At 74.0% G+C, this 22,993-nt stretch carries 24 protein-coding genes; 11 read left to right on the forward strand and 13 right to left on the reverse strand.

Annotated features, from left to right (window positions below):
- Window positions 1-68: 68 nt before the first annotated feature.
- The 5 genes from KSK32_RS26160 to KSK32_RS26180 form a co-directional block, all read right to left on the reverse strand.
- Window positions 69-740, reverse strand: a complete 672-nt coding sequence (locus tag KSK32_RS26160; protein WP_216933601.1) for a hypothetical protein — start codon at window positions 738-740, stop codon at window positions 69-71.
- On the reverse strand, window positions 737-3,409 hold the full coding sequence (locus KSK32_RS26165) for an FtsK/SpoIIIE domain-containing protein (RefSeq protein ID WP_216933602.1): 2,673 nt from the start codon (window positions 3,407-3,409) through the stop codon (window positions 737-739). Before KSK32_RS26165 ends, KSK32_RS26160 begins: the two co-directional genes overlap by 4 nt.
- Complete coding sequence (locus KSK32_RS26170; RefSeq protein WP_216933603.1) at window positions 3,402-4,280, reverse strand: FUSC family protein; 879 nt, start codon at window positions 4,278-4,280, stop codon at window positions 3,402-3,404. Before KSK32_RS26170 ends, KSK32_RS26165 begins: the two co-directional genes overlap by 8 nt.
- A 9-nt stretch (window positions 4,281-4,289) precedes the next feature.
- On the reverse strand, window positions 4,290-4,550 hold the full coding sequence (locus KSK32_RS26175; protein ID WP_013286060.1) for a hypothetical protein: 261 nt from the start codon (window positions 4,548-4,550) through the stop codon (window positions 4,290-4,292).
- 175 nt (window positions 4,551-4,725) lie between these two features.
- Window positions 4,726-5,103: a hypothetical protein gene (locus KSK32_RS26180; protein ID WP_216933604.1), complete on the reverse strand. Its 378-nt coding sequence runs from the start codon at window positions 5,101-5,103 to the stop codon at window positions 4,726-4,728.
- 111 nt (window positions 5,104-5,214) lie between these two features.
- On the opposite strand from KSK32_RS26180, the gene KSK32_RS26185 reads away from it, so the two are divergent.
- Genes KSK32_RS26185 through KSK32_RS26195 form a run of 3 tightly spaced genes read left to right on the forward strand, consistent with a single transcriptional unit; the run spans window position 5,215 to window position 8,337 of the window.
- Entirely contained in the window at window positions 5,215-7,764 is a 2,550-nt protein-coding gene (locus KSK32_RS26185) for an ATP-dependent Clp protease ATP-binding subunit (protein ID WP_216933605.1), read from the forward strand.
- A 55-nt stretch (window positions 7,765-7,819) separates the two neighbouring features.
- Window positions 7,820-7,987, forward strand: a complete 168-nt coding sequence (locus KSK32_RS26190) for a hypothetical protein (protein ID WP_216933606.1) — start codon at window positions 7,820-7,822, stop codon at window positions 7,985-7,987.
- On the forward strand, window positions 7,987-8,337 hold the full coding sequence (locus KSK32_RS26195; protein WP_018788399.1) for a DUF3140 domain-containing protein: 351 nt from the start codon (window positions 7,987-7,989) through the stop codon (window positions 8,335-8,337). The genes KSK32_RS26190 and KSK32_RS26195 overlap by 1 nt, the downstream gene beginning before the upstream one ends.
- A 47-nt stretch (window positions 8,338-8,384) precedes the next feature.
- Here KSK32_RS26195 and KSK32_RS26200 read toward each other — a convergent pair whose 3' ends face one another.
- The 3 genes from KSK32_RS26200 to KSK32_RS26210 are packed head-to-tail and all read right to left on the reverse strand — an operon-like array spanning window position 8,385 to window position 10,293.
- A complete protein-coding gene (locus KSK32_RS26200) occupies window positions 8,385-8,621 on the reverse strand; it encodes a hypothetical protein (RefSeq protein ID WP_013476980.1) in 237 nt (78 codons plus the stop codon).
- Window positions 8,622-8,641: 20 nt separating this feature from the next.
- Window positions 8,642-9,628, reverse strand: a complete 987-nt coding sequence (locus tag KSK32_RS26205) for a LysR family transcriptional regulator (RefSeq protein WP_216933607.1) — start codon at window positions 9,626-9,628, stop codon at window positions 8,642-8,644.
- A 47-nt stretch (window positions 9,629-9,675) separates the two neighbouring features.
- A complete protein-coding gene (locus tag KSK32_RS26210) occupies window positions 9,676-10,293 on the reverse strand; it encodes a hemerythrin domain-containing protein (protein ID WP_216933608.1) in 618 nt (205 codons plus the stop codon).
- Window positions 10,294-10,421: 128 nt separating this feature from the next.
- Between KSK32_RS26210 and KSK32_RS26215 the strand changes: the two genes are divergently transcribed.
- Both KSK32_RS26215 and KSK32_RS26220 read left to right on the forward strand, forming a co-directional pair.
- Window positions 10,422-11,750 (forward strand): M20/M25/M40 family metallo-hydrolase, encoded by a 1,329-nt coding sequence (locus KSK32_RS26215; RefSeq protein ID WP_216933609.1) that lies wholly within the window; start codon window positions 10,422-10,424, stop codon window positions 11,748-11,750.
- A gap of 61 nt (window positions 11,751-11,811) precedes the next feature.
- Complete coding sequence (locus KSK32_RS26220; protein ID WP_216933610.1) at window positions 11,812-12,465, forward strand: hypothetical protein; 654 nt, start codon at window positions 11,812-11,814, stop codon at window positions 12,463-12,465.
- A 56-nt stretch (window positions 12,466-12,521) separates the two neighbouring features.
- Here KSK32_RS26220 and KSK32_RS26225 read toward each other — a convergent pair whose 3' ends face one another.
- Together KSK32_RS26225 and KSK32_RS26230 are read right to left on the reverse strand one after the other, a co-directional pair.
- The gene (locus KSK32_RS26225; RefSeq protein WP_216933611.1) at window positions 12,522-12,713 is read right to left on the reverse strand and encodes a DUF5703 family protein; all 192 of its coding nucleotides are present in this window, start codon (window positions 12,711-12,713) and stop codon (window positions 12,522-12,524) included.
- A 70-nt stretch (window positions 12,714-12,783) separates the two neighbouring features.
- The gene (locus KSK32_RS26230; protein ID WP_216933612.1) at window positions 12,784-13,752 is read right to left on the reverse strand and encodes an aldo/keto reductase; all 969 of its coding nucleotides are present in this window, start codon (window positions 13,750-13,752) and stop codon (window positions 12,784-12,786) included.
- Between the two features lie 164 nt (window positions 13,753-13,916).
- Between KSK32_RS26230 and KSK32_RS26235 the strand changes: the two genes are divergently transcribed.
- Together KSK32_RS26235 and KSK32_RS26240 are read left to right on the forward strand one after the other, a co-directional pair.
- Complete coding sequence (locus tag KSK32_RS26235; RefSeq protein WP_216933613.1) at window positions 13,917-14,969, forward strand: LLM class F420-dependent oxidoreductase; 1,053 nt, start codon at window positions 13,917-13,919, stop codon at window positions 14,967-14,969.
- Complete coding sequence (locus tag KSK32_RS26240; protein ID WP_216933614.1) at window positions 14,966-15,802, forward strand: undecaprenyl-diphosphate phosphatase; 837 nt, start codon at window positions 14,966-14,968, stop codon at window positions 15,800-15,802. The genes KSK32_RS26235 and KSK32_RS26240 overlap by 4 nt, the downstream gene beginning before the upstream one ends.
- Window positions 15,803-15,872: 70 nt before the next feature.
- On the opposite strand, the gene KSK32_RS26245 is transcribed toward KSK32_RS26240, so the two are convergent.
- A complete protein-coding gene (locus KSK32_RS26245) occupies window positions 15,873-16,460 on the reverse strand; it encodes a hypothetical protein (protein WP_216933615.1) in 588 nt (195 codons plus the stop codon).
- 840 nt (window positions 16,461-17,300) lie between these two features.
- On the opposite strand from KSK32_RS26245, the gene KSK32_RS26250 reads away from it, so the two are divergent.
- From KSK32_RS26250 to mshC, 4 genes are all read left to right on the forward strand, one after another.
- The gene (locus KSK32_RS26250) at window positions 17,301-18,014 is read left to right on the forward strand and encodes a histidine phosphatase family protein (RefSeq protein ID WP_216933616.1); all 714 of its coding nucleotides are present in this window, start codon (window positions 17,301-17,303) and stop codon (window positions 18,012-18,014) included.
- A gap of 87 nt (window positions 18,015-18,101) precedes the next feature.
- Entirely contained in the window at window positions 18,102-18,683 is a 582-nt protein-coding gene (locus tag KSK32_RS26255; protein ID WP_013286077.1) for a DUF3090 domain-containing protein, read from the forward strand.
- Window positions 18,680-19,498 (forward strand): SCO1664 family protein, encoded by an 819-nt coding sequence (locus tag KSK32_RS26260; protein WP_216933617.1) that lies wholly within the window; start codon window positions 18,680-18,682, stop codon window positions 19,496-19,498. The genes KSK32_RS26255 and KSK32_RS26260 overlap by 4 nt, the downstream gene beginning before the upstream one ends.
- Window positions 19,499-19,565: 67 nt before the next feature.
- Window positions 19,566-20,804, forward strand: a complete 1,239-nt coding sequence (gene mshC, locus KSK32_RS26265; RefSeq protein ID WP_216933618.1) for a cysteine--1-D-myo-inosityl 2-amino-2-deoxy-alpha-D-glucopyranoside ligase — start codon at window positions 19,566-19,568, stop codon at window positions 20,802-20,804.
- A gap of 382 nt (window positions 20,805-21,186) precedes the next feature.
- Here mshC and KSK32_RS26270 read toward each other — a convergent pair whose 3' ends face one another.
- Window positions 21,187-21,978, reverse strand: a complete 792-nt coding sequence (locus KSK32_RS26270) for a GntR family transcriptional regulator (protein WP_216933619.1) — start codon at window positions 21,976-21,978, stop codon at window positions 21,187-21,189.
- Between the two features lie 115 nt (window positions 21,979-22,093).
- Complete coding sequence (locus tag KSK32_RS26275; RefSeq protein WP_013286081.1) at window positions 22,094-22,963, reverse strand: PAC2 family protein; 870 nt, start codon at window positions 22,961-22,963, stop codon at window positions 22,094-22,096.
- Window positions 22,964-22,993: the final 30 nt, after the last annotated feature.

The raw sequence follows: 22,993 nt of genomic DNA on the forward strand, positions 1-22,993 counted from the left end.
GCTACGGCGTGTCGCGCCGCCAACCTCATGATCGACGCCGGGGGAGCCGGCGGGCGGGAGGGCGGCGGTCAGCGGGTGTAGGTCACGGTCAGCAGAAGCAGGGTCGTGACCAGGCCGGAGGCGGCCACCAGGATCATCGGGCGCGGGGTCAGGACCGCGTGGCGGCGGTCGGCCAGCAGCCGGGCCGGCGCCAGCCCGATCACCGGGCCGAGCAGCGTCACCACCAGCGCCAGCACCGGCAGGCCCACCGCCAGGTCACCGCTCGAACCGGCGGCGAGCGCCCGCGCCCCCACCCCCAGCGCGTACGCCACCAGCGCCCCGCCGATGCCGCACGCGACCAGCAGCGGGTTCACCGAGCCGGGCAGCTCGCCCGGCGCGCCGGTGCGCTCCAGCAGCTCCCGGACCGCCCGCAGCAGCGGAACCGGGTCACCGGCGGTGCCGCGCACCGGGCCGGGCGGGTCACCCAGCCGCCGGGCGCCCGTGCCGAGCCGGGCCCGCAGCTGCGCCCACAGGTGCGTGACCTCGCCGTCGACGCGCTCCACCAGCCGGTACGCCTCGGCCACCTCCGCCTCGGCCTGCCGCACCTGCTCGGCCGCCTCGGCGACCGCCCGGTCGGCGGCGGCCACCTGCTGGGCGTACCAGGTGTGCGCCTCGGCCCGCTGGGCGGACACCCGGGCGGTCAGCTCGGCGAGCCGGCGGATCTGCGCGTCGTACGTCTCACTGGCAACCGGTTCGTTCATCGGGAGGGACCATAAGGGATGATCACCTGTCCGGTGCGGTGCACCGCCCGGTCGAAGTAGAGACCGCGCCACGGCCGCGGATACCAGTCCGGCCCGCCACTGCCCGGATACAGCGACGAGCCCAGCTCACCGCCCTGCACGTCCAGCGCCACCCAGGCGCCGATCTGATCCGTGCGCGCGCCCGCGCCGCCCAGGTCGACCCGCATCCGGGCCACCCCACGCCACCACGCCAGCACGTGCGTACGCCGTTCCGGCCCGTCGTGCAGGATCCGGCGCAACTGCTCCAGCCCGGTGCGCGTACCGGCCTTGCCGGCGAGCGCCGCGGCGGCCGCGTCCACCGCGTACAGCAGCAGGAAGTGCGGGGTACGCGCCGCACCCGGCGCGCCGAGTCCGTCACCTGCCTCGGCCATCAGCTCCGGCACCGTCTCCTCGTCGTACCAGGAGGCGTCGCCGGCCAGGTCCTCGTACAGGGCACGGGCGGCCGGGTCGGCGTCCGGGTCCAGGCAGGCGATGGAGAACCGGGCGGTGCCGGGCCGGTACTGCCGGGCCAGCGACCGTGCGGCGGCGTCGAGCACCGCGCACGCCTCGTCCACCCGGGTGCCCAGCACCGCCAGGTTGCGGCCGGGAGCGCGGGGCAGCCGCAGCGCCGCCGAGCGGGACTGCACGTCGATGATCTCGCCGAGCAGCGCCACCGGGCTGCGTGGCATGCCCTGCTCCGGCGCGGTCAGGGCGCGGAAGTCCGGTGCGTCGGCCAGCCTGGGGATCGCGTCGCCGTCGAACAGCCGGGCCGGCGCGGCGTCCTGCGGGCGCATCCGCCACAGCCGGTGCTGAAGCTCGCTCCACGTCTCCCAGTCGCTCGCCGACGGGATCCGGGCCACCTCGTTCCCCTCGGCCAGGCCCGACTCGGCGTTGATCACCGCGTGGTGGCGGGGCAGTGACTGCGCCGCGTCGTTGCGCTCGGCCAGGATGCGCAGCGCCTTCGGCAGCGCGATCCGCAGCGTGAACTGGGCGACGAGCGCGGGCCGCCCCCACAGCGCCTCGATGCCGCGCACGTCCTGCGAGGCCAGCACCAGGTGGATGCCCTGCGACCGGCCCCGCCGGGCCAGGTCCTCCAGCAGGTCGGCCGCCTCCCGGGCGACCACGTCCCGGCCGGCGAGCAGCGCCTGGAACTCGTCGACCACCGCGACGATGCGCGGCCAGTGCCCGTCCGGGTCCACCGCGCGCAGCTCGGCCAGCTTGGTGACCTCGTGCTTCTTCGCCGCGTCGGCGCGCCGGCGCAGCTCCTCGGCGAGGAAGCGCAGCAGCGCCAGCCCGAACTCCCGGTCGGTGTTGACGTTGATGCCGACCAGCCGCATGTGCGGCAGCCAGCTCGGGTCGCGCCGGCCCTGCGCGAACCGGGCGAAGGACACGCCCTCCTTGAAGTCCAGCAGATAGAACTCCAGCTCGGCGGGGGAGTAGCGGGCGGCGAGCGCGCCGATCCAGGCGAAGATCAGATTCGTCTTGCCGGTGCCGGACGGGCCGCCGATCAACGCGTGCGGCGGGTAGTCGCCGAGCGTGAGCAGCACCTGCCGCCCGTGCGGGCCCTCGCCGACCGGCGCGCTGAGCCCGTGCGCCGAGTCCTCCCGCCAGTACTCCTCCGGCGGCGGGAGCAGGTCGGTGAACGGGGTCGGCGGCGGGCCGGCGGCCACCCGGGAGGCGACGGTGCGGCACGTCTCGGTGACCAGGGCGGGCGGGGGCGGCGCGTCGAGCACCACCGGCAGCCCGGCCACCCGGGCGTCGTCCGGCTCCACTGTGATCCGGGTGACGGTCGGGTCGTCGGGCAGCTCGATGCCGCGCACCACCAGGTGCACGCCGCAGGCCGCTCCGGTGCGTACCACCCGGTCGAGCTGGCCGCGCTCGTGCCGGGACAGCTCGTCGCCGCCGAGCAGCACCGCCACCCGCCACGGCTCCGGGCGGCGTCCGGTGGCGGCGGCCAGCTCACGCAGCGAGCCGTGCTCACCGGCGAGCACAGTGGCGTTGATCCGGCGGATCTGCTCCACCAGGTCGTCGAGCAGCCGGCCCAGTCCGCCCGGCCCGACGAACGTGAGCAGCCCGGCCGTGCCGAGCGGCGCGAACCCGGCCAGGCCGCCGCCCAGGTGCTCCGGGTCGTACCCGTACAGCCGCACCGCGCCCGGGTCGGCCCGCCCGACCGAGCGCAGCAGCAGCGCGGGCACCACGGCGGCGAGCCCGTCCCGGTCGCCGCCGGCCAGGTGCGCGTGCCCGGAGTCCAGGAGCGGGACCAGCGCCGGCACCGGTTCGGCGCCGTCGAGGCGTACCGTGCCGACGCGCAACGCGCCGGGCGGCTCGGACCGGCCGGCGGGCGTGGCCTGCCAGCGGTCCCAGGGCTCGGACGCCGCGCCCGGCGCCTCCCGCTGTGCCGCGGCGGCGGCCCGGCGGGCCAGCTCCGCGAGGCGGGTGGTGTGCCGGGCGTCGATCTCGGCCAGGCGCCGGTCGCGGGCGGCGCCCACCCGGGCGGGCACGGCGGCGGCGGCCTTGCGGGTACGGGTCAGCCGGTCGCGCCCGGCGGCCAGCTCGGCCTCGGCGGCGGTGAGCCGGGTACGGGTGGCGCCGAGGGCCTCGGAGAGCATCCCCCGGACCCGCGTCGCCAGTCGAGCGCGGACGTCAGCCACGGGACGGCTCCCGTTCGTCGGTGTCCTTGGGCAGGTCCCGGCCGAGCCGGTCGAGCAGTACGCCGGTGAGCACGCCCGCGGTGACCGCCGGGTCGGCCGCGTGCGGCTGCTCGGCGTCGTCGTCGCGGCGCGGCGGGGGCATCCGGCACACCCGGGTCAGCAGCGTGTCCAGCACCGGGCGCGGCAGCCCGGGCAACAGGTCGCGGACCCGGGAGTCCAGCGCGCCGCGCAGCCGGGGCAGGTCGTCCGCACGGGGCGGATGACCGAGCAGCTCACCGGCCAGCTCGCGCAGCAGCGGCGGGGTGATCGCGGCCAGCCCCAGCCCCACGTCGGCGTGCGCCCGGCGCAGCTCGCGGTGCAGCCGGTCCCGGTCGCCGGAGCGGATCCCGGCGACCACCCGGCGCAGCAGCTCGTGGGAGTCCTCGACGCGCTCGTCCGGCTCGTCCGGGGCCCCCTCCCGGCCGCCGGTCAGCTCCGCCACCCGCACCGCCCACCAGCGCCGCACCGCCGGCTGCTCGCCCGGCTCGGCGGCCGGGCCTTCCGCCGGCGGCTCCTCGCCGCGGGGCGTGTCGTGCCGGGGCGGCCGTTCGCCCGGCGGCGCCGGCCGCGCGCCGTCGGGGGCCAGCCCGATGGCGGCCAGGTACGCGGTGAGCTGCTCCTGCGCCACGCGCAGCGCGTAGCCGGCGGTCTCGGCGTGCTCGGTGGCCGAGGACAGCTCCGGCACCCCCATCGGGTCGGACGACTCCTGGCGCACCCAGCGTAGCCGCTCCTGCGCCTGGCCGAGCTTCTCCAGCGCGGCGGCGAGCTGGGCCAGCGGCAGTTCCTCGGCGGCGGCGCGCACCTGCGCGCCGATGTCCTCGACGATGGACACGGCCGGGCCTCAGAGCGTCGCGACGTAGAGCTGTGCCTGCTCCACCGCGACCAGTGTCGCGGCCAGGCACTCCTCCAGCTCCTGGCCCGCCTGTGTCAGCGAGGCCTGGGCCGCCTCGACCGTCTCGTGGCCGCTGCCCTCCAGCGCTCCGGCCAGCGTCTGCTGCGCCTCGGCCAGCTTCTCGCCGGCTGCCTGCACCGCTGTCTGGCCGTCACCGATCTGCTGGAGAGCGACATCGATGGCGGCCTTCAGCTCGGCGACGCTCGCCACGGGGACCTCCTGGGGGCGGAAGAGATCTCCATTACAACCCATGGCGGCGGGTGGGCGAACATCCACCCTCGCGGCGTTGCGGCCCCGGTGTCCGGTTCCGCCCCTGACGTGCGCGAAGACCGCGCCGCTGGTCCCGTCGGCGGATTCCTCGGTCCCGCCGGCGGGACCGGGTGACCTAACGGACCAGCCAGCGCGGGCCGCGTACCTCCGCGCCCAGCGCGGTCACCCGCTCGCGCAACCCCCGGTCGGCGGTGACCACGACCCGCCGCCGATCCGGCGCGGCGGCGACCAGCTCGACCATCGTGTCGTCGCCGGAGCCGGGCGCGGAGACCACCTCCACACCGGGTGCGGCCAGCACGTGCCGGGCCGCGCCCTCCACCACCAGCACCACCTGCACCGGTGGCGGCAGCTCCGGCGGCAGGCCCGCCTCCCCGAGGGGCGCCAGCGCGTCGCGCAGCCGGACCGCCGCGCCGGCCCGGTCCCGCCACCAGCCGTCCGGGCGCGAGCCCACCACGTTCGCGCCGTCCACGATCAGCAGCGGTCTGCTCTCCATGCTCCCAGCCTGCCATCCGGTCGCGTTTGTCGCGCCGACCGCCGGGTAGCCACCGCCGACCGTGCCGCGCGTGCCGGGTGCCGGTCGTGCCGACTGACTGCGGAGGACGAGATGATGGGACCGGGTGACTTCGGCAACGACCCCTGGGACGAGTTCCTGGCCCGATACTTCGGCCGGGGCGAGGGGGGACGCCGGCCGGCGCACCGGGTCGACATCACGCGCCTGATGACCGCCGACGCCCGGGAGATGCTCGCCGACGCGGCCCGCCGTGCCGCCCAGAAGCACAGCAACGACCTGGACACCGACCACCTGCTCTGGGCGGCGTTGCAGCGCGAGCCGTTGCGTGACCTGGTCCGCCGGGCCGGCGCCGACCCGGAGTCGCTGCTAGGCGCGCTGGGCGGGCCGGGTGAGGGCGCGCCGCGGGGCGAGGTGCCGCCGAACCTGTCGCTGACCCCGGCCGCGAAGCGGGCGCTGCTGGACGCGCACCAGCTGTCCCGCGCGATGGGCGCCAACTACATCGGCCCCGAGCACATCCTGATGGCGTTGCCGCTGAACCCCGAGTCGCCGGCCGGCCGGATGCTCGCCGCCGGCCGGATCCAGCCCGAGTCGCTGCAGGCGGCCAGCGCCGAGCGCGGCGCGTCCAACGCCCCGCGCCCGGACCGGGGCACCCCGACGCTCGACCAGTACGGCCAGGACCTCACCGAGCTGGCCCGGATGGACCAGATCGACCCGGTGATCGGCCGGACCGACGAGATCGAGCAGGCCGTGGAGATCCTGTCCCGGCGGACCAAGAACAACCCGGTGCTGATCGGTGAGGCGGGTGTCGGCAAGACCGCGATCGTGGAGGGCCTGGCCGAGCGGATCTGCGACGGCGACGTGCCGCAGACGCTGATCGGCAAGCGGGTGATCCAGCTCGACCTGTCCGGCCTGGTCGCCGGCACCCGCTACCGGGGCGACTTCGAGGAGCGCCTGAAGAAGGTGATCGACGAGATCCGCGCCCACCGCGAGGAGCTGATCATCTTCCTGGACGAGATCCACACGCTGGTCGGCGCGGGCGGCGCCGGCAGCGAGGGCGGAATGGACGCGTCCAACATGCTCAAGCCCGCCCTGGCACGCGGCGAGCTGCGGGTGATCGGCGCGACCACGCTCGACGAGTACCGGCGCAGCATCGAGAAGGACGCGGCGCTGGCCCGCCGGTTCCAGCCGGTGCTGGTGCCCGAGCCGACGGTCGACGACACCATCTCGATCCTGCGCGGCCTGCGCGACCGGTACGAGGCGCACCACCAGGTCCGGTTCACCGACGAGGCGCTGGTCGCCGCGGCTGAGCTGTCCGACCGGTACGTCACCGACCGGTTCCTGCCGGACAAGGCGATCGACCTGATCGACCAGGCCGGCGCCCGGGTGCGGCTGCGCACCCGTACTCCCGCAGAGGACGTGCGCGAGCTGGAGCAGCAGCTCGACGAGACGCGCCGGGACAAGGAGCAGGCGGTCTCCGACGAGCAGTACGAGCGGGCCTCCGCGCTGCGTGACCGGCTCGCCGAACTGGAGGACCAGGTCCGCCGCGCCCGCGGCGACGAGGGCCCCAACCACGTGCCCGAGGTGGGGCCGACGGAGATCGCCGAGGTGGTCTCCCGGGCCACCGGCATCCCGGTCACCCAGCTCACCGAGGAGGAACGCGACCGGCTGCTGCGCTTGGAGGGGCACCTGCACGAGAAGGTGATCGGGCAGGACGACGCGGTCGGCGCCGTCGCCGAGGCGGTACGCCGGTCCCGTACCGGACTGGCCGACCCGAACCGGCCGATGGGCAGCTTCCTGTTCCTCGGCCCCACCGGCGTCGGCAAGACGGAGCTGGCCCGCGCGCTGGCCGAGGCGCTGTTCGGCGAGGCCGACCGGATGGTCCGGGTGGACATGAGCGAGTTCCAGGAGCGGCACACGGTCAGCCGGCTGGTCGGCGCCCCGCCCGGGTACGTCGGCTACGAGGAGGCCGGTCAGCTCACCGAGGCGGTCCGCCGCCGCCCGTACGCGGTGGTGCTGCTGGACGAGATCGAGAAGGCGCACCCGGACGTGTTCAACATCCTGCTCCAGGTGCTCGACGACGGGCGGCTCACCGACAGCCAGGGCCGGACCGTGAACTTCAAGAACACCGTCCTGATCATGACCAGCAACCTCGGCTCGGAGCTGATCACCGGCACCCAGCGCACCGTCGGCTTCGCCACCGGCGCCCCCGGCGAGCAGGAGAGCGACGAGCTGCGGGAGCGGCTGATGCGCCGCCTCCAGGAGAACTTCCGCCCGGAGTTCCTCAACCGCATCGACGAGGTGATCATCTTCCAGCGGCTGGAGGCCGAGCAGCTGCGCCAGATCACCGGCCTGCTGCTGGAGGAGACCCGCCGCCGCATGCACGCCCAGGACATCCAGGTCGACTTCAGCACCGCCGGCGTCGACTGGCTCGCCGAGCACGGCTACCAGCCCGAGTTCGGCGCCCGCCCGCTGCGCCGCGTGATCCAGCGCGAGGTCGACAACCGGCTGTCCCGGATGCTGCTGGAGCACGAGGTCTCACCGGGGCAGAAGGTCACCGTCGACACCCGCGACGACAAGCTCGTCTTCGACGTCGCCGCCGGTGAGCGGGGCTACGCGCCGGCCACCACGTCCCATCCCCGATGACCGGTCCGTCCCGGCCGGGACGGACCACTGCGTCAGCGAAGGACCGGAGGGGGACATGACCGAACCCGAGGAATCCCGCGACGACACGGGGGCCGGCGAACCGATCGAGGCGGCCCCGACGGCGAACCCGTCCCGGGTCCGGGTGCCGCCGGAGGGCCTGCAGCAGCACACACCCAACGAGGGCGAGCCGGCACCCGGGCCGCCGCCGGGAGAGGAGGCGTGATGGTACGCGAGGCGCGACTCGACCCCGAGGTCGAGGTGATCTGGGACGACTTCCACGCCGAGGTGAACGTGCCCTCCGAGACGCTGCGGCAGTGGCTGCTGACCCGCGGCTCGGGGGAGGAGGCGTTCGGGCCGGGCCCGGACCTGGACCTGCCCGAGCCCGGCCGGCAGATCCTCGCCGTGCTGCGTAAGCGCAAGGTGGACCTCACACCGGAGGACATCGAGGTGATGCGGGAGGCGATCAGCCGGATCCGGGAGCTGACCGCGCAGCGGCCACGCCGGGGCAACGCCGACGACGAGTGGCGGCACGCCCTGCTCGACCTCGGGCACGACGTGCTCGTCGAACGCTGAGCCGGTACGGCGGCGCCCGGGCGGACCACCCGCCCGGGCGCCGCCCGCTACTCCGACTCCAGGCTGGGCAGCCGCAGCCCGGCCGCGTCCGCCGCGGCCTGCCGGTCGGCCCGGGCGCGTTCCTCGCGGCTGAGCAGGTTGGCGTACTCGGTCACGTCGGCCGGACCCGGCACCTCCGGCAACCGGCGCAGGAACGCCTCCACCTCGGCCGAGGCGGTGGTGTGCGCGGTGGCCGCCTGGCGCAGCAGCTCCCGCTGGTCGGCGGCCGGATACAGATCAGTCATGTCGCCGGTGATACCCGGGTTCAGGCGATTCGCACCCCGCCCGAGCCGTTGGGCTGCACGCCGAACTCCGGGTGCGCCAGCAGCCAGCCCAGGTATTCCGGATGGTTCGCCAGCGCGTCCGTGTACGCCGCGACCGCCGCCGCGAGCACCGGCTCGGCCACCGCCGCGGCCGGCACGTCCGGATGCCAGCCCAGCAGCAGCCGCCAGCGCAGCGGCGTCCCGGCCAGCCGGCGGGTGACCAGCCCGGCCACCGGACGGAACGTGGCCTGGCACAACGCCACCGCCTCGCCCGCGTCCACCAGGTCCAGCGCGGCCCGCACGTCCGCCTCGTACACCTTCTTCGGGGTGAAGCCGGAGCGGGCGCAGGCGGCGGCGAAGCAGTCGCCGAAGCAGCCGTCGCCCGGCGCGGCCACCCACCGCTCGCGCCGCAGGCCGACCAGGTCGACCTCGGCGTGGTCGGCCAGCGGGTGGGTCTGCGGCAGCAGCACGCAGATCGGCTCGACCGCCACCTCCCGCCAGCTCAGCCCGAACCCCGCCGACGGCGTCGAGTCGCCGCACACGCCGGTCAGCGCGAAGTCGAGGCGGCCACCGGCCACCATCTGCGCCAGTTCGTCCACCGACCACGAGCCGTACGTGGTGATCTGCGCGTCCGGCCGCTCGGCGGCGAGCCGGTGCACCAGCCGGCCCAGGATCGGGCTGTTCACCCCGCCGAAGCGGTACCGGCGCAGCGGATCGCCCGCACCGGCCATCCGGGCCGCCTCGTCCCGCAGGCCCTTCATCGCCGGCAGCAGCACCCGGGCCCGGTCCAGCACCAGCTCGCCCAGCGCGGTGGGCCGGGCGCCGCGGCGGTCCCGTTCGAACAGCGGCCCGCCCAGCGCCCGTTCGATCCGCTGAAGCTGGGCGGTCAGCGCCGGCTGGGCGAGGCCGAGCGCCGAGGCGGCCTTGGTGACGCTCCCCGTCTCCGCGATCGCGCAGACCACACGCAGGTGTCGCAGCTCCAGATCCATACCGTGACGGTAGGACCACGAACCGATACGCGGAAGGGGCGATCGGCTCACCCCTCGCGGCGATGCTCCAGGTCGCTGAGCCGGGTACGCCGTCCGGTGACCGCGTCGCGCACCTTGTCCAGCACCCCGACCGCCGGTTCGACGATCTTGTTCCAGGGCGGGGTGGCCGGCGTGCCGGGGTGCGGGCGGGTCGGCGCCGCCTCCTCCGCGATCTCCCACCGGTTGCCCAGCCGGATCAGTTCGGCGTCGCTGGCCACCTCCCGCAGCGGCGTGACCAGCGCCGCGACGCGGCTGACGTGCCGGCGTACCCGGTCGGCCACGTCCGCGACCGCCGGGTCGTCCGCGCCGGACAGCTCCTTGAGCGCGGTCAGCAGCCCGGCGTCCGCCTCGATCTCCCGCTCGACCAGTTCGGCGGCGTCCGGCATCGCGGCGCGGGCCGCCGGGAACAGGTACTGCTCCTCGGCGGACAGATGCCGGGACACCGCGGCGGTCAGGACGTCGAGCACCTCGCGCCGGCCGGCGGCGTCCAGCGCCGGGTCGGTGACCCGGTCGGCCAGCCCCAGCAGCGCCCGGTGCTCGGTGTCCACGAGGTCGGCGACGCTGCGCCCACCCGGCCGGTACGCGTCGTCGGCGGCGGGCGGCAGCGGCGGCAGGGGGACGGTCATGGTGCCCTCCTCGTGACGGCCGGAGTCGATGTCCGGGCGGTCCGGCGGTACCCGGCCGGACGATCCGCGAAACCGCCGCCGGAGCACCGCGGGTCCCCGGCCACCTCACCTGCTGGTATAAGGAAGCGATGACGAGCGACGCCGCCCCCGCCCGACCCGATCCCACCGACGAGGTCGTGGACCTCTGCCGCGACCTGTTGCGCATCGACACCACGAACACCGGCGACAACGACACGAGCGCGGGGGAGCGGCGCGCCGCCGAGTACGTGGCGGAGAAGCTCGCCGAGGTCGGCGTCGACGCCGAGATCCACGAGTCGGCGCCCGGCCGCGCCAACCTGGTCGCCCGCATCCCCGGCACCGAGCCGGGCCGCGACGCGCTGCTCGTGCACGGGCACCTCGACGTGGTGCCCGCCGACCCGGACGAGTGGTCGGTGCACCCGTTCTCCGGCGAGATCCGCGACGGCTACCTGTGGGGCCGCGGCGCGATCGACATGAAGGACTTCGACGCGATGGTGCTGGCGGTGGTCCGTGACTGGCAGCGCTCCGGCGTCCGTCCCCGGCGCGACGTCGTGCTCGCGTTCACCGCCGACGAGGAGGCCGGCAGCGACTACGGCGCGCACTTCCTCACCCGGCACCACCGCGACCTGTTCGACGGCTGCACCGAGGCGATCGGCGAGGTCGGCGGCTTCTCCTACTCGGTCGACGAGCAGCGCCGCCTCTACCTGATCGAGACCGCCGAGAAGGGCATCGACTGGCTGCGCCTGCACGCCAGGGGCCGGCCCGGCCACGGCTCGATGGTGCACGACGACAACGCCGTCACCGCGCTCGCCGAGGCGGTCGCACGGATCGGCCGGCACCGCTTCCCGGTGGTGATGACCGACACCGTACGGGCGTTCCTGGCCGAGGTCGCCGACGTGCTCGGCATCGAGATCGACCCGGACGACCCGGAGACCGCGATCGCCAAGCTCGGCCCGATCGCCAACATCATCGGCGCGACGATCCGCAACACCGCCAACCCGACCCGGCTCGCCGCCGGCTACAAGGACAACGTCATCCCCGGCCGGGCCACCGCCACCATCGACTGCCGCAGCCTGCCGGGCCAGAGCGAGGAGCTGGAACGGCAGCTGCGCGAGCTGGTCGGGCCGGACATCGCCATCGAGTACGTCCAGCGCCAGCCGGCCCTGGAGACCACGTTCGACGGCGACCTGGTGGCGCGGATGTCGGAGGCGCTGCGCGCTGAGGACCCGGGCGCGCACCCGGTGCCGTACATGCTCTCCGGCGGCACCGACGCCAAGGCGTTCTCCCAGCTCGGCATCCGCTGCTTCGGGTTCGCGCCGCTGCGGCTGCCCGCCGACCTCAATTTCTCCGGCCTGTTCCACGGCATCGACGAGCGGGTTCCGCTGGACGGACTACAGTTCGGCGTGCGGGTTCTGGACCGCTTCCTCCGTACCTGCTGACCGCGCCCGCCGCGGCGCCGCCGGCGCGGAACCTCCCCCCATCGCGAAGGGACTGCCACACATGACCGACCTGCACGGTGAGCTGGATGCCGCCCTCGAGCGGGTGATCGACGCGGCCCGCACCCACCTGGCCGCCGTCCGGGCCGCCCAGGGCCGGATCGACGACGACGCCGTCTGGCAGGCGTACGTCGCGTTGAACAACGCCTCGTTCGCCTACGACGAGCAGCTGCTCGACGCGTTCGGCGAGGTGACGCCCTGGGATGTGGAGTCGATCGACCCGGACGAGGCCGACGAGCGCTTCGGCGCCGTCGAGGGCGGCGAGCCCACCGACCCGCACCCGCGGGTCATCTCGGTGCGGCAGCGGCGCGACTACCGGGTGCCGAGCGTCGCCGCGCTGCTGCGCGCGGCCGAGGCGGCCCGCCGGGAGGGCACCCCGGAGGAGGACGAGCCGGCGCCGGTGGAGGGCGTGGGCGAGGCGGTGCTGGAGCTGCTGCAGAGCGGCGACGGCTCGCTGTCCGCGCTCGACGTGCCGGAGCTGGAGCCGCTGGACGGTGTGGTGATGGTCAGCGAGGTCGGCACCCCCGTCGACCTGGAGTCGTTCGACGACGACGACCCGGTCGGCCCGTTCCAGCCGGCCGCCGACGACCGGCTGGTCGGCCGGCTCGACGAGCACCCGTTCATGGAGCTCGACGAGGAGCACGACCACGCGCACTAGGCGTACGCGTCCCCGGGGCGGCGCCGCGTCGCGCGGCCCCGGGGACGGGCCCGCCGTCAGTACGACAGGCCCGGCTGCGGCTGGTTGACCAGGCGGCGCCGCAGCACCACCTGCCGCGTGCCGTCCCGGTAGAGCCGCACCCGGGCCAGTTCCCAGCCGGAGAACTCGGCCTGGATCGCCAGCTGCGCCGCGGCGGTCAGCCGATCGACGTTCGAGGGCAACCGCAGCGGCGCGTATTCGTAGTCCATTCCCCTATGCTGCCCAGGTCGCGGGCCCTCCGCCACCCCCTGCGGGTGACCCGGATCGCCCCGGCGCGGCTCAACCGTCGCGCTCCGGGTAGCCCACCGGGACCGCCGACACGTCGTCCAGCGCCGTGACGATCTCCGCCGGCAGCGTCATCCGCTCCACCTGCAACGCGCCGAGCAACTGCCCGACGGTCCGGGCGCCCAGGATCGGCGCGGTCACGCCCGGCCGGTCCCGGACCCAGGCCAGCGCCACCTCCAGCGGCGACACGCCGAGCCCGCCGGCCGCGATGGCGACCGCCTCCACGATGCTGGAGCAGCGCGGCTCCAGGTACGTCGCGACGAAACGCTCGAAGTGCGGCGACACCGCCCGCGAGTCGGCCGGGCGGCCGTTGCGGTACTTGCCGGTGAGCACGCCCCGGCCCAGCGGCGACCAGGGCAGCACGCCCAGCCCCATCCCGGCGCAGGCGGGCAGCACCTCCCGCTCCACCCCGCGCTCCAGCAGTGAGTACTCCACCTGCGCGGCGACCACCGGGGCTCGCCCCGGCCACGCGGCCTGCCAGGCGGCGGCCCGGGCGGTCTGCCAGCCGGAGAAGTTCGACACACCCACGTAACGGGCCTTCCCGCTGGACACCGCGTGGTCCAGGGCCGAGAGCGTCTCCTCCAGCGGGGTGTCCGGGTCGTACCCGTGCACCTGCCACAGATCGACGTGGTCGGTGCCCAGGCGGCGCAGCGAGGCGTCCAGCGTGCGCAGCAGGTGCCCGCGCGAGCCGTCCCGGCGGCGGCTGCCCGGCCGCAGGCCCGCCTTGGTGGCGATCAGCAGCTCGTCGCGGTCCACCAGGCTGCCCAGCAGCGAGCCGATCACCGACTCGGCGTCGCCGTCGGCGTACACGTCGGCGGTGTCGACGAGGTTCCCGCCCGCGTCGAGGTAGCTCTTCAGCTGGGCGGCCGCGTCGTCGGCATCGGTGTCCCGTCCCCAGGTCATGGTGCCGAGCGCGAGCCGCGATACCGCCAGCCCGCTTCGGCCGAGCGGTCGCTGTTGCATGGGTGAACCTTATTTCGGAACCCGGCGTCACGGATATCCTCGCCGCAGTCAACTTCCCGCGCGACCTCCACCGGTGTGACGTGTTCGGGGCGAGCCGGACGTCGAGGGTGCCACGCTCATTGCGTAACCTGATGCGACCTGTGGTGCGGACGGTGGGAGGATCAGTGCGACTCGGGCTCAACCTCGGATACCAGACGGCGTGGAGCACGCCGTTCGACCACCTGGCGTTGGCCCAGGAGGCGGACCGGCTCGGCTACTCGGTGGTGTGGGCCGCGGAGGCGTACGGCTCGGACTCGCCGAGCATGCTGGCCTGGATCGCCGGGCAGACGGAGCGCATCGACGTGGGCTCCGCGGTCATGCAGATCCCGGCCCGTACCCCGGCCATGACCGCGATGACCGCCGCGACCATCGACACGATCTCCGGCGGCCGCTTCCGGCTCGGCCTGGGCGTGTCCGGCCCGCAGGTCTCCGAGGGCTGGCACGGCGTGCGGTTCGCCAAGCCGCTGGCCCGCACCCGGGAGTACGTCGACATCGTCAAGCTGGCGGTGGCCCGCAAGGAGGTCGCGTACGACGGCGAGCACTACACGCTGCCGCTGCCCGACGGCCCCGGCAAGGCGCTGCGGCTGGGCTTCCATCCGCCGCGCGAGCACATCCCGATCTACCTGGCCGCCGTCGGCCCGAAGAACCTGGAGTTGGCCGGCGAGATCGCCGACGGCTGGCTGGCCGTCTTCTACTCCCCGGAGTTCGCCGAGGAGCACCTCGCCTCGGTGCGGGCCGGCCGCGCGGCGGCGGGCAAGGAACTGGCCGGCTTCGACGTGGTGCCGTCCGTGCCGGTGGTGGTCGGCGACGACATCGCCACCTGCGCCGAACTGGTGCGCTGGTACGCCGCGCTGTACGTGGGCGGCATGGGCAGCCGCAAGCAGAACTTCTACAACCAGCTCGCCACCCGGATGGGCTACGGCGACGCGGCCCGCGAGGTGCAGGACCTCTACCTGGCCAAGCGGCAGCGCGACGCGGCCGCCGCCGTGCCGATGGAGTTCATCGACCGCACCTCGCTGCTCGGCCCGAAGGAGCGCATCGCCGAGCGGATGCGGGAGTACGCCGCCGCGGGCGTGACCACGCTGTCGGTGTCGCTGTTCGTGGCCGACCGGGAGAGCGGGGTGCAGACCCTGCGTACCGTCGCCGAGGCGCTGGAGCTGTCCGGAGTCGGCGAGTGACTTGGATCGAGGCCATCGTCCTGGGGCTCGTCCAGGGACTGACCGAGTTCCTTCCGGTGTCCTCGTCGGGGCACCTGCGGATCACGTCGGCCGTCTTCTTCGGCCGGGACGCGGGCGCGTCGTTCACCGCGGTGACCCAGCTCGGCACCGAGGCCGCCGTCCTGATCTACTTCGCCAAGGACATCGGGCGGATCGTCCGGACCTGGTTCGTCGGCCTGGTCGACCGCTCGGTGCGGTCCAGCCTCGACTACCGGATGGGCTGGTACGTCATCGTCGGCACCATCCCGATCGGCATCTTCGGGCTGATCTTCAAGGACCAGATCCGCACCGCCGGCCGCAACCTGTGGCTGATCTCCTGCACGCTGATCATCGGCGCGGTGCTGCTGGCCTTCGCCGAGTACTGGGGCCGGCAGACCCGTACGCTGGAGAACTTCCGGATGCGCGACGGCGTCATCATGGGCTTCGCCCAGGCCGCGGCGCTCGTCCCCGGCGTCTCCCGGTCCGGTGGCACCCTGACCGCGGGCCTGCTGCTCAACCTGACCCGGGAGACCGCGGCCCGCTACTCGTTCCTGCTGGCCATCCCCGCCGTGGTGATCTCCGGCCTGTTCAGCCTCCCGGACGTCTTCGAGCCGTCCGCGCCGGGCACGGCCGCGCCGAGCGTGGCGCAGATGGTGATCGCGACGCTCATCGCGTTCGCCGTCGGGTACGCGGCCATCGCCTGGCTGCTGCGCTACGTCGCACACCACACGCTGTACGTCTTCGTGCTGTACCGGGTGGCGCTGGGCAGCCTGGTGATCTGCCTGCTCGCCACCGGCACGATCAGCGCCACCTGACGCTGTCTCCTGGCACGCGAGAAGGCCGGCACCCCGTTGGTTCGGGGTGCCGGCCTTCAGCTTTTTCTTGTCAGCTGTTCCAGTGCTGGGCGACGAGGTCGGCGGCCTGCTGTTCCCACTGGGCGTAGTGGTCGGGGTAGGCGGAGACCTGGACGGTCTGGGCGGCGACGGTCAGGGGCATGTCGCGCCAGCCGTCGACCTGCTTGAGGCCGGTGAGGAACGCGGTGGTGGAGTATTCGGGGTCGGTGATCTGCTCCACCGTGCCCCACCCGCTGGAGGGGCGCTGCTGGAACAGGCCCTGGGAGTCGTGGTCGTTGCGGTCGCCGAGGTGGCCGAGGTTCTCCAGCTTCGACTCCTGCAGGGCGGTGGCGATGGAGACGACGGCGGCGCGTTCGTCCATGCCGGCCTTCTTCGTGGCGGCGATGATCGCCTTCACATTGGCGGTCTGCTCGTCGTTGAGGTCGATGTGGGACTGGGCGCCCTGCACGCCGTGCGGGATGAGCGCGGCGCTGTCCAGCTTCGCGGTGGCCTGCGTGGTGGTCACGGCCGTGTCGCGCACCGGGGTGCTGGTGTCGTGGTTGAGGGGGCCGGCGGCGAGGCCACCGGCGACGGTCAGACCGGCGATACCGAGGATGCTCTTGCGCAGGATCGTGTTCATGAGAGGGCTCCGTTCGGGGGTCGACGCCCGCGCCGAGGGGGTTCGGTGCGGGTGCGAGCACCGTCAGGCGCTCAAGAAGACTTGGGGGTCCGGCTCGCTGCCCGTGGTAGGGGGCGCCGGAGGCATGGACAACGACCGCGGGTGCGGGGTCATTCCCGGCGGCTGCCGCCCCGCCCGTGGGGGATGCTGCTGCGGTCGTTCACCAGGTATAACGCCCCGCCACCGCCCCCGATTCCGCCACCCGGGTGTCCCCGACCACCCCGAAACCCGACACCCGCCCCACCGCCGGACACCGCCCCATCCGCCCGCTGCCGCCCGCTCGCCCGCCCCGCCCTCTGCCGCGTCGATCATGAGGTTGACGGCATCCCGTGTCCGGTATGTCACCGCCAACCTCATGATCGACGCTGCGAGGACGGGCCTGACGGGTGCGCGGGAGATCTTGGTACGGAACGGCCCGCATGAGGGCGGGAACTCACCAAGGTCTCCATCCGGCGGCGGCGACGAGCATCGGCGCAGGGCGGATGTCGGCGCAACCGGCCCCCCGGCGAACCTCAGCAGGTTCCGGCGCACCTACCACGGGAGATCTTGGAAGGAAGCGGCCCCCATGAGGGCCCTTTCCTTCCAAGATCTCCGCCTGCCGCCGAACGTGCCCCCTGGGGTGGCACGGGCCGCCGCTGCCTCGGGGCGTCGACCATGAGGTTGACTGGCATTGGTGTCCGGTTTGTCCGAGCCAACTTCATGATCGACGGCGACGGGTGCAGGGCGGGGACGGGCGTGCGGGGGCGGGGAGGCGGTCGGGTGTCGTGGCGGGACGATCATCGGGGGGACGTACCGCCTAGGGTGGTCAGCGTGGCGACCCTTCTGCTTCTGCGACACGGCCGGACCACCGCGAACGCCGACGGCGGCCTGGCCGGGCGGCAACCGGTCGAGCTGGACGACACCGGCCGGGCGCAGGCGACGGCGGTCGGCGGGCGCCTCGCCGGACTGCCGCTGGCGGCGGTGGTGACCAGCCCGCTCATCCGCTGCCGGCAGACCCTGGAGCTGGCGGTGCCGGGCGCCGAGCCGGTGACCGACGACGGATTGATCGAGTGCGGGTACGGCGACTGGGAGGGGCAGTCGCTGAAGAAGCTGGCCAAGGAGCCGCTCTGGCCGGTGGTCCAGCAGCACCCGAGCGCGGCCGCGTTCCCGCAGGGGGAGTCGATGGCGGCGATGTCCGCGCGCGCGGTCGCCGCGGTACGGGCGTGGGACGCGCGGGTCACCGCCGAGCACGGGCCGGAGGCGGTCTGGCTGGCGTGCAGCCACGGCGATGTGATCAAGGCGATCGTGGCGGACGCGCTCGGCGTACACCTTGATCTTTTCCAGCGGATCGTGGCCGACCCGGCGTCGGTGACGGCGATCCGCTACACCCCGCTGCGGCCGTTCCTGGTCCGGCTCAACGACACCGGCGGCGACCTGTCGGCGCTGGTCCCGCCGCCGCGCAAGCGGCGCCGGCGCCCGGCGCGGGCGGCCGAGTCCGACGCGGCGGTCGGCGGGGGCGCGGGCGCGGCCGGGTGAACCGGGCGTACGCGGCGCGTTCGCTCTGGGCGGATTCGGCGTCGGTGGGCTGCGCGGTGCTTCCGCACGCCGGATAGGGTCGTGGGTATGACGCACCAGGTGCACGCCTTCGAGCCGCCGGAGCGGTTCGTCGCCGGTACGGTCGGCCCGCCGGGGGAGCGCACGTTCTTCCTCCAGGCGCGCGGCGGCGGCCGGCTGGTCAGCGTGTCGCTGGAGAAGGTCCAGGTGTCGTTGCTCGCCGAGAAGCTCGAGGAGCTGCTCGCCGAGGCGCAGCGCCGCTTCGGCGTGAAGCTGCCGGAGCCGGTCACCACCGTGACCGGTGACAACGAGCCGCTCGACACGCCTGTGGACGAGGAGTTCCGGGTCGGCACACTGGGCCTGGCCTTCGACGTGGACACCGCGACCGTGGTGATCGAGGCGATCGCCGTCGGTGAGGCGGAGGTCGAGGTCGAGCTGGGCGACGCGGACGACGACGCCGACGAGGATCCAGACGAGCCGGACGACGACCTCGACCGTCTCCGGGTGCGGCTGACGCCGGAGGCGACCCGCGAGTTCATCGAACGGGCCAAGCGCGTCGTGAACGCCGGCCGGCCCCCCTGCCCGCTGTGCGGCCAGCCGCTCGACCCGGCCGGTCACCTCTGCCCCCGGCACAACGGCTATCACCGGTGACCTCGTCGGAACTGCAGCCCCGACAGGACGGCGCCGAGGCGCTGCGGCTGCTCGCCGACGGTGAGCTGACCCTGGAGGGGCGGCTCGTCGACGCCTCCAACACCACACTCCGCGGCGTGATCGCGCTCGGGGACGTGACCGCACGTTGTGTCTACAAGCCGGTACGCGGTGAGCGCCCGCTCTGGGACTTCCCGGACGGAACGCTCGCCGGCCGGGAGGTGTCCGCCTACCTGGTGTCCCGGGCCACCGGCTGGGATCTGGTGCCCCCGACCGTGCTGCGCGACGGCCCGTTCGGTCCGGGGTCGTGCCAGCTCTGGATCGACGAGCCGGACGACGCCGAGCCGCTGGTCGGCTTCGTGCCGGCGCGGGAGATCCCGCCGCGCTGGTTCCCGGTCGCCGCGGCCCGCGACGACGACGGGGCGGCGTACGCGCTGGCGCACGCCGACGACCCCCGCCTGGCCCGGCTCGTCGTGCTCGACGCGGTCATCAACAACGCCGACCGCAAGGGCGGGCACGTACTCGTCGGCCCGGACGACCGGATCTACGGCGTCGACCACGGCGTGAGCTTCCACGTCGAGGAGAAGCTGCGTACGGTCCTGTGGGGCTGGGCCGGCCGCGAGCTGCCGCCGGACGCGGTGGAGATGCTCGACGGCCTGGCCGGGCAGTTGCGCGGGCCACTCGGCGACGAACTGGCCGAGCACCTGACCATCGGTGAGCTGGCCGCGCTGGCGGAACGGGTCGAGCGGCTGGGCGAGAGCGGCCGGTTCCCGCTGCCGCCGCAGGAGTGGCCGGCGATGCCCTGGCCACCGATGTGAGCCGTTGTCGCGTTGATCACCCGTGGGGCGACACCCGAGCGTCTGACGGATCGTTAGGCTGGCGGTCATGGAGTCTTGGGCGGGACACGAGGTGCCACGGCTGCCCGGTGAGGGCGTGTCGCTGAGGTTGTACGACTCGGCACGGCAGGACGCCCACCCCAGCCGGCCCGAGGGCGCCGCCTCGATGTACGTCTGCGGCATCACCCCGTACGACGCGACGCACCTCGGACACGCCGCCACCATGATCACGTTCGACCTGGTGCAGCGGATGTGGCGCGACGCCGGCCTCGACGTGCGGTACGTGCAGAACGTCACCGACATCGACGATCCGCTGCTGGAGCGCGCCGAGCGCGACGGCGAGGACTGGAAGGTCCTGGCGATGCGGGAGACCGCGCTGTTCCGCGAGGACATGGAGGCGCTGCGGATGATCCCGCCGGCGCACTACGTCGGCGCGGTCGAGTCGATCCCGGACATCGCCGAGAAGGTGCTGGTGCTGCTCAAGGACGGCGCGGCGTACCGGCTCGACGACGGCACCGGCGACGTCTACTTCGACATCGCCGCCGCGCCCCGGTTCGGCTACGAGTCGAACCTGTCCCGCGAGCAGATGATCGAGCTGTTCGCCGAGCGCGGCGGCGACCCGGAGCGCGCCGGCAAGCGTGACCCGCTCGACCCGCTGCTGTGGCGCGGCGCCCGCGAGGGCGAGCCGTCGTGGCCCGGCGGCGACCTGGGCCCGGGCCGTCCCGGCTGGCACATCGAGTGCGCTGTCATCGCGTTGAACCTGCTCGGCGACCGGATCGACGTGCAGGGCGGTGGCAACGACCTGCTCTTTCCGCACCACGAGTGCTCCGCCGCGCACGCCGAGCGGCTGACCGGCGAGGCGCCGTTCGCCGACCACTACGTGCACGCCGGCATGATCGGCCTGAACGGCGAGAAGATGTCGAAGTCCCAGGGCAACCTGGTCTTCGTGTCCCGGCTGCGGGCCGACAGGGTGGACCCGATGGCGGTCCGGCTGGCGCTGATGAGCGGGCACTACCGCAGCGACCGCTCCTGGACCGACGAGCTGCTCACCGAGGCGCAGGAGCGGCTGGACCGCTGGCGGCGGGCTGCCGCCGTGCCGGCCGGGCCGTCGGGGGCGGCGTTGCTGGCCGAGGTACGCGAGCGCCTGGCCGACGACCTGGACACGCCGGGTGCCCTGGCGGCGGCCGACCGCTGGGCCGAGGGAGTCCTCACCGGCGTGACCGAGGACGAGACCGCTCCGGCCCTCTTCGCCGACACGGTGGACGCCCTCCTGGGCATCGCCCTCTAACCCTGCCCTGTCCCGTCCGCACCACCCTGCCCTGCCCGCCTGCCCCGGGCCCAGCGCTCGCGCGTCGATCTTGCACTTGCGGCCCCAACTTCGCCCCTTTTGTGGGGTTCGCAGGGCGGGCAAGTGCAAGATCGCGCCATCCGGGGGAGCGGGCGTGGCGCGGGTGGAACGTGATGGGTGTGTCGAGGGCGGTTTGACACCCGTGGCGTTCCACTCAGGTGTGCCCGGCTCTCGCAGCCCTCGGTGATCTTGCAGTTGTGGCCCCGGCGATGTCGTGAATGCCCTCGATGCCGGGGCGGAAAGTGCAAGATCGCCGGGGTGGCGGGGTGGCGGGGTGGCGGGGTGGCGGGGTGGCGGGGTGGCGGGGTGGCGGGGTGGCGGGTCAGCCCAGGACCAGGCCGGGGTCGGGGTCCTGGTCGGGAGCGGGGGCGGGGATCCTGTACTCCTCGGTGAGCGTGGTCATCGGGCCCGGCCAGGTGGCCTGGGCGACCTCGATCGGCTTGTGCCGCTCGTCGTAGGCGACGTGCAGCAGGTGAAGCACCGGGGTGTCGGGGCGGATCTGGAGGATCTCCGCCTCCTCCCGGCTGGGCTGGCGCGCGCTGATCGTGTCGGTCGCGGTCACGTACCGCCGGCCGGTGACCTCCTCCGCCTCCTGGTAGAGCGGACGGCCGAACGCCTCGGCGCGCTCCAGTGACGTGCCGGTGGTGTCGGCGGGCAGGAACCAGGACGCGCCGACCTCGACCGGGGAGTCGTCGGTGCGTACCAGGTGCCGCCGGCAGAGCAGTTCGGTGCCGTCGGCGACGCCGAACGCGTCGGCCACCTCGGCCGGGGCGGGGGAGCGGCCGACCGAGACGAGTTGCTGCCGGTACCGGGCCGCCAGGTCGGTGTGGTAGCCGCGGAAGCCGCCGTACCGGCCCCGGGACAGGCGGTTGAGGCGGCGCCGGGTACCCCGGACGTACGTACCGGAGCCGGGTTTGGTGATCAGGATCCCCTCGACCCGCAGCTGGTCGACGGCGCGCTGCACGGTCTGCTTCGCGACGCCGAACATCTCGGCGATGGCCGGGATGGACGGCAGCCGCTCGCCCGGACCCCAGTCGCCGCGGCGCACCTGGGCCTTGAGCTGCGCGGCGATCTGCCGGTGCGGGAACTCGGCCGCGCCCGGGTTGATCTGCATGCCCGCCTCCTCAGAACAGCTAGGTTCCTAGGATGCCCTAGAGAGTGTGACAGCGCCACCCCGGACACGAAGAAGCCGGGCCCCGGCAGGGGAGCCCGGCTCCGACGGAAAGGTGCTACCAGGAACCCGCTGTCGGCCCGGCGGAACCACCGCGGCGGCGCAGGTACTTCTCGAACTCCTGGGCGATCTCGTCCCCGGTCAACGGGGTGATGCCGGCGTCGCCGACCCGTTCCTCCAGCTCACGCACGTACTCGCCGAGTTCGGCGTCCTGTTCGGCGGCGCTGCGCACCCGCTGCTCCCACTCGGCTGCCTCCTCGGCCAGGTCGGCCATCGGCACCGGCAGGTCGAGCACCTCCTCGACCCGGTGCAGCAGGGCGAGGGTCGCTTTCGGGCAGGGCGGGTTGTTGGCGTAGTGCGGCACGTGCACCCAGAACGACACCGCGTCGACCTCGGCCCGGGTGCAGGCGTCGTGCAGCACGCCGACGATGCCTGTCGGCCCGTCGTACCGGGTGGGGGTGAGCTGGTAGCGCTTGGCCGCGTCGGCGTCCGACGCGCTGCCGCTGATCGGCAGCGGCCGGGTGTACGGCACGTCGGCCAGCAACGCGCCGAGCAGCACCACCCGCTCGACCTCCAGACTGTGGCAGATCTCCAGCACCTGCTCGCAGAACGTCCGCCAGCGCATGCTCGGCTCGATGCCGCGGATCAGCACCACGTCGCGCTCGGTGCCCTCCGGGCTGGCCACCATGAACCGAGTGGTGGGCCACTCGACGCGCCGCGTCTCCCCGTCGGCCATGGTGATCGTCGGGCGGCTCACCTGGAAGTCGTAGAAGTCCTCCGGGTCCAGCTCGGTCACCTCCCGGGCCTGCCAGACCTGCTCCAGGTGTTCCACGGCGGCGGTGGAGGCGTCGGCGGCGTCGTTCCAGCCCTCGAAGGCCGCGATGGCGACCGGCGAGCGCAGTACCGGCAGCCCGTCGAACTCGGTCACGCCGTCACCTCACCCTGCTCGTCGGGCGCG

Source organism: Micromonospora sp. WMMB482 (assembly GCF_019038635.1).
GTDB lineage: Bacteria > Actinomycetota > Actinomycetes > Mycobacteriales > Micromonosporaceae > Micromonospora > Micromonospora marina.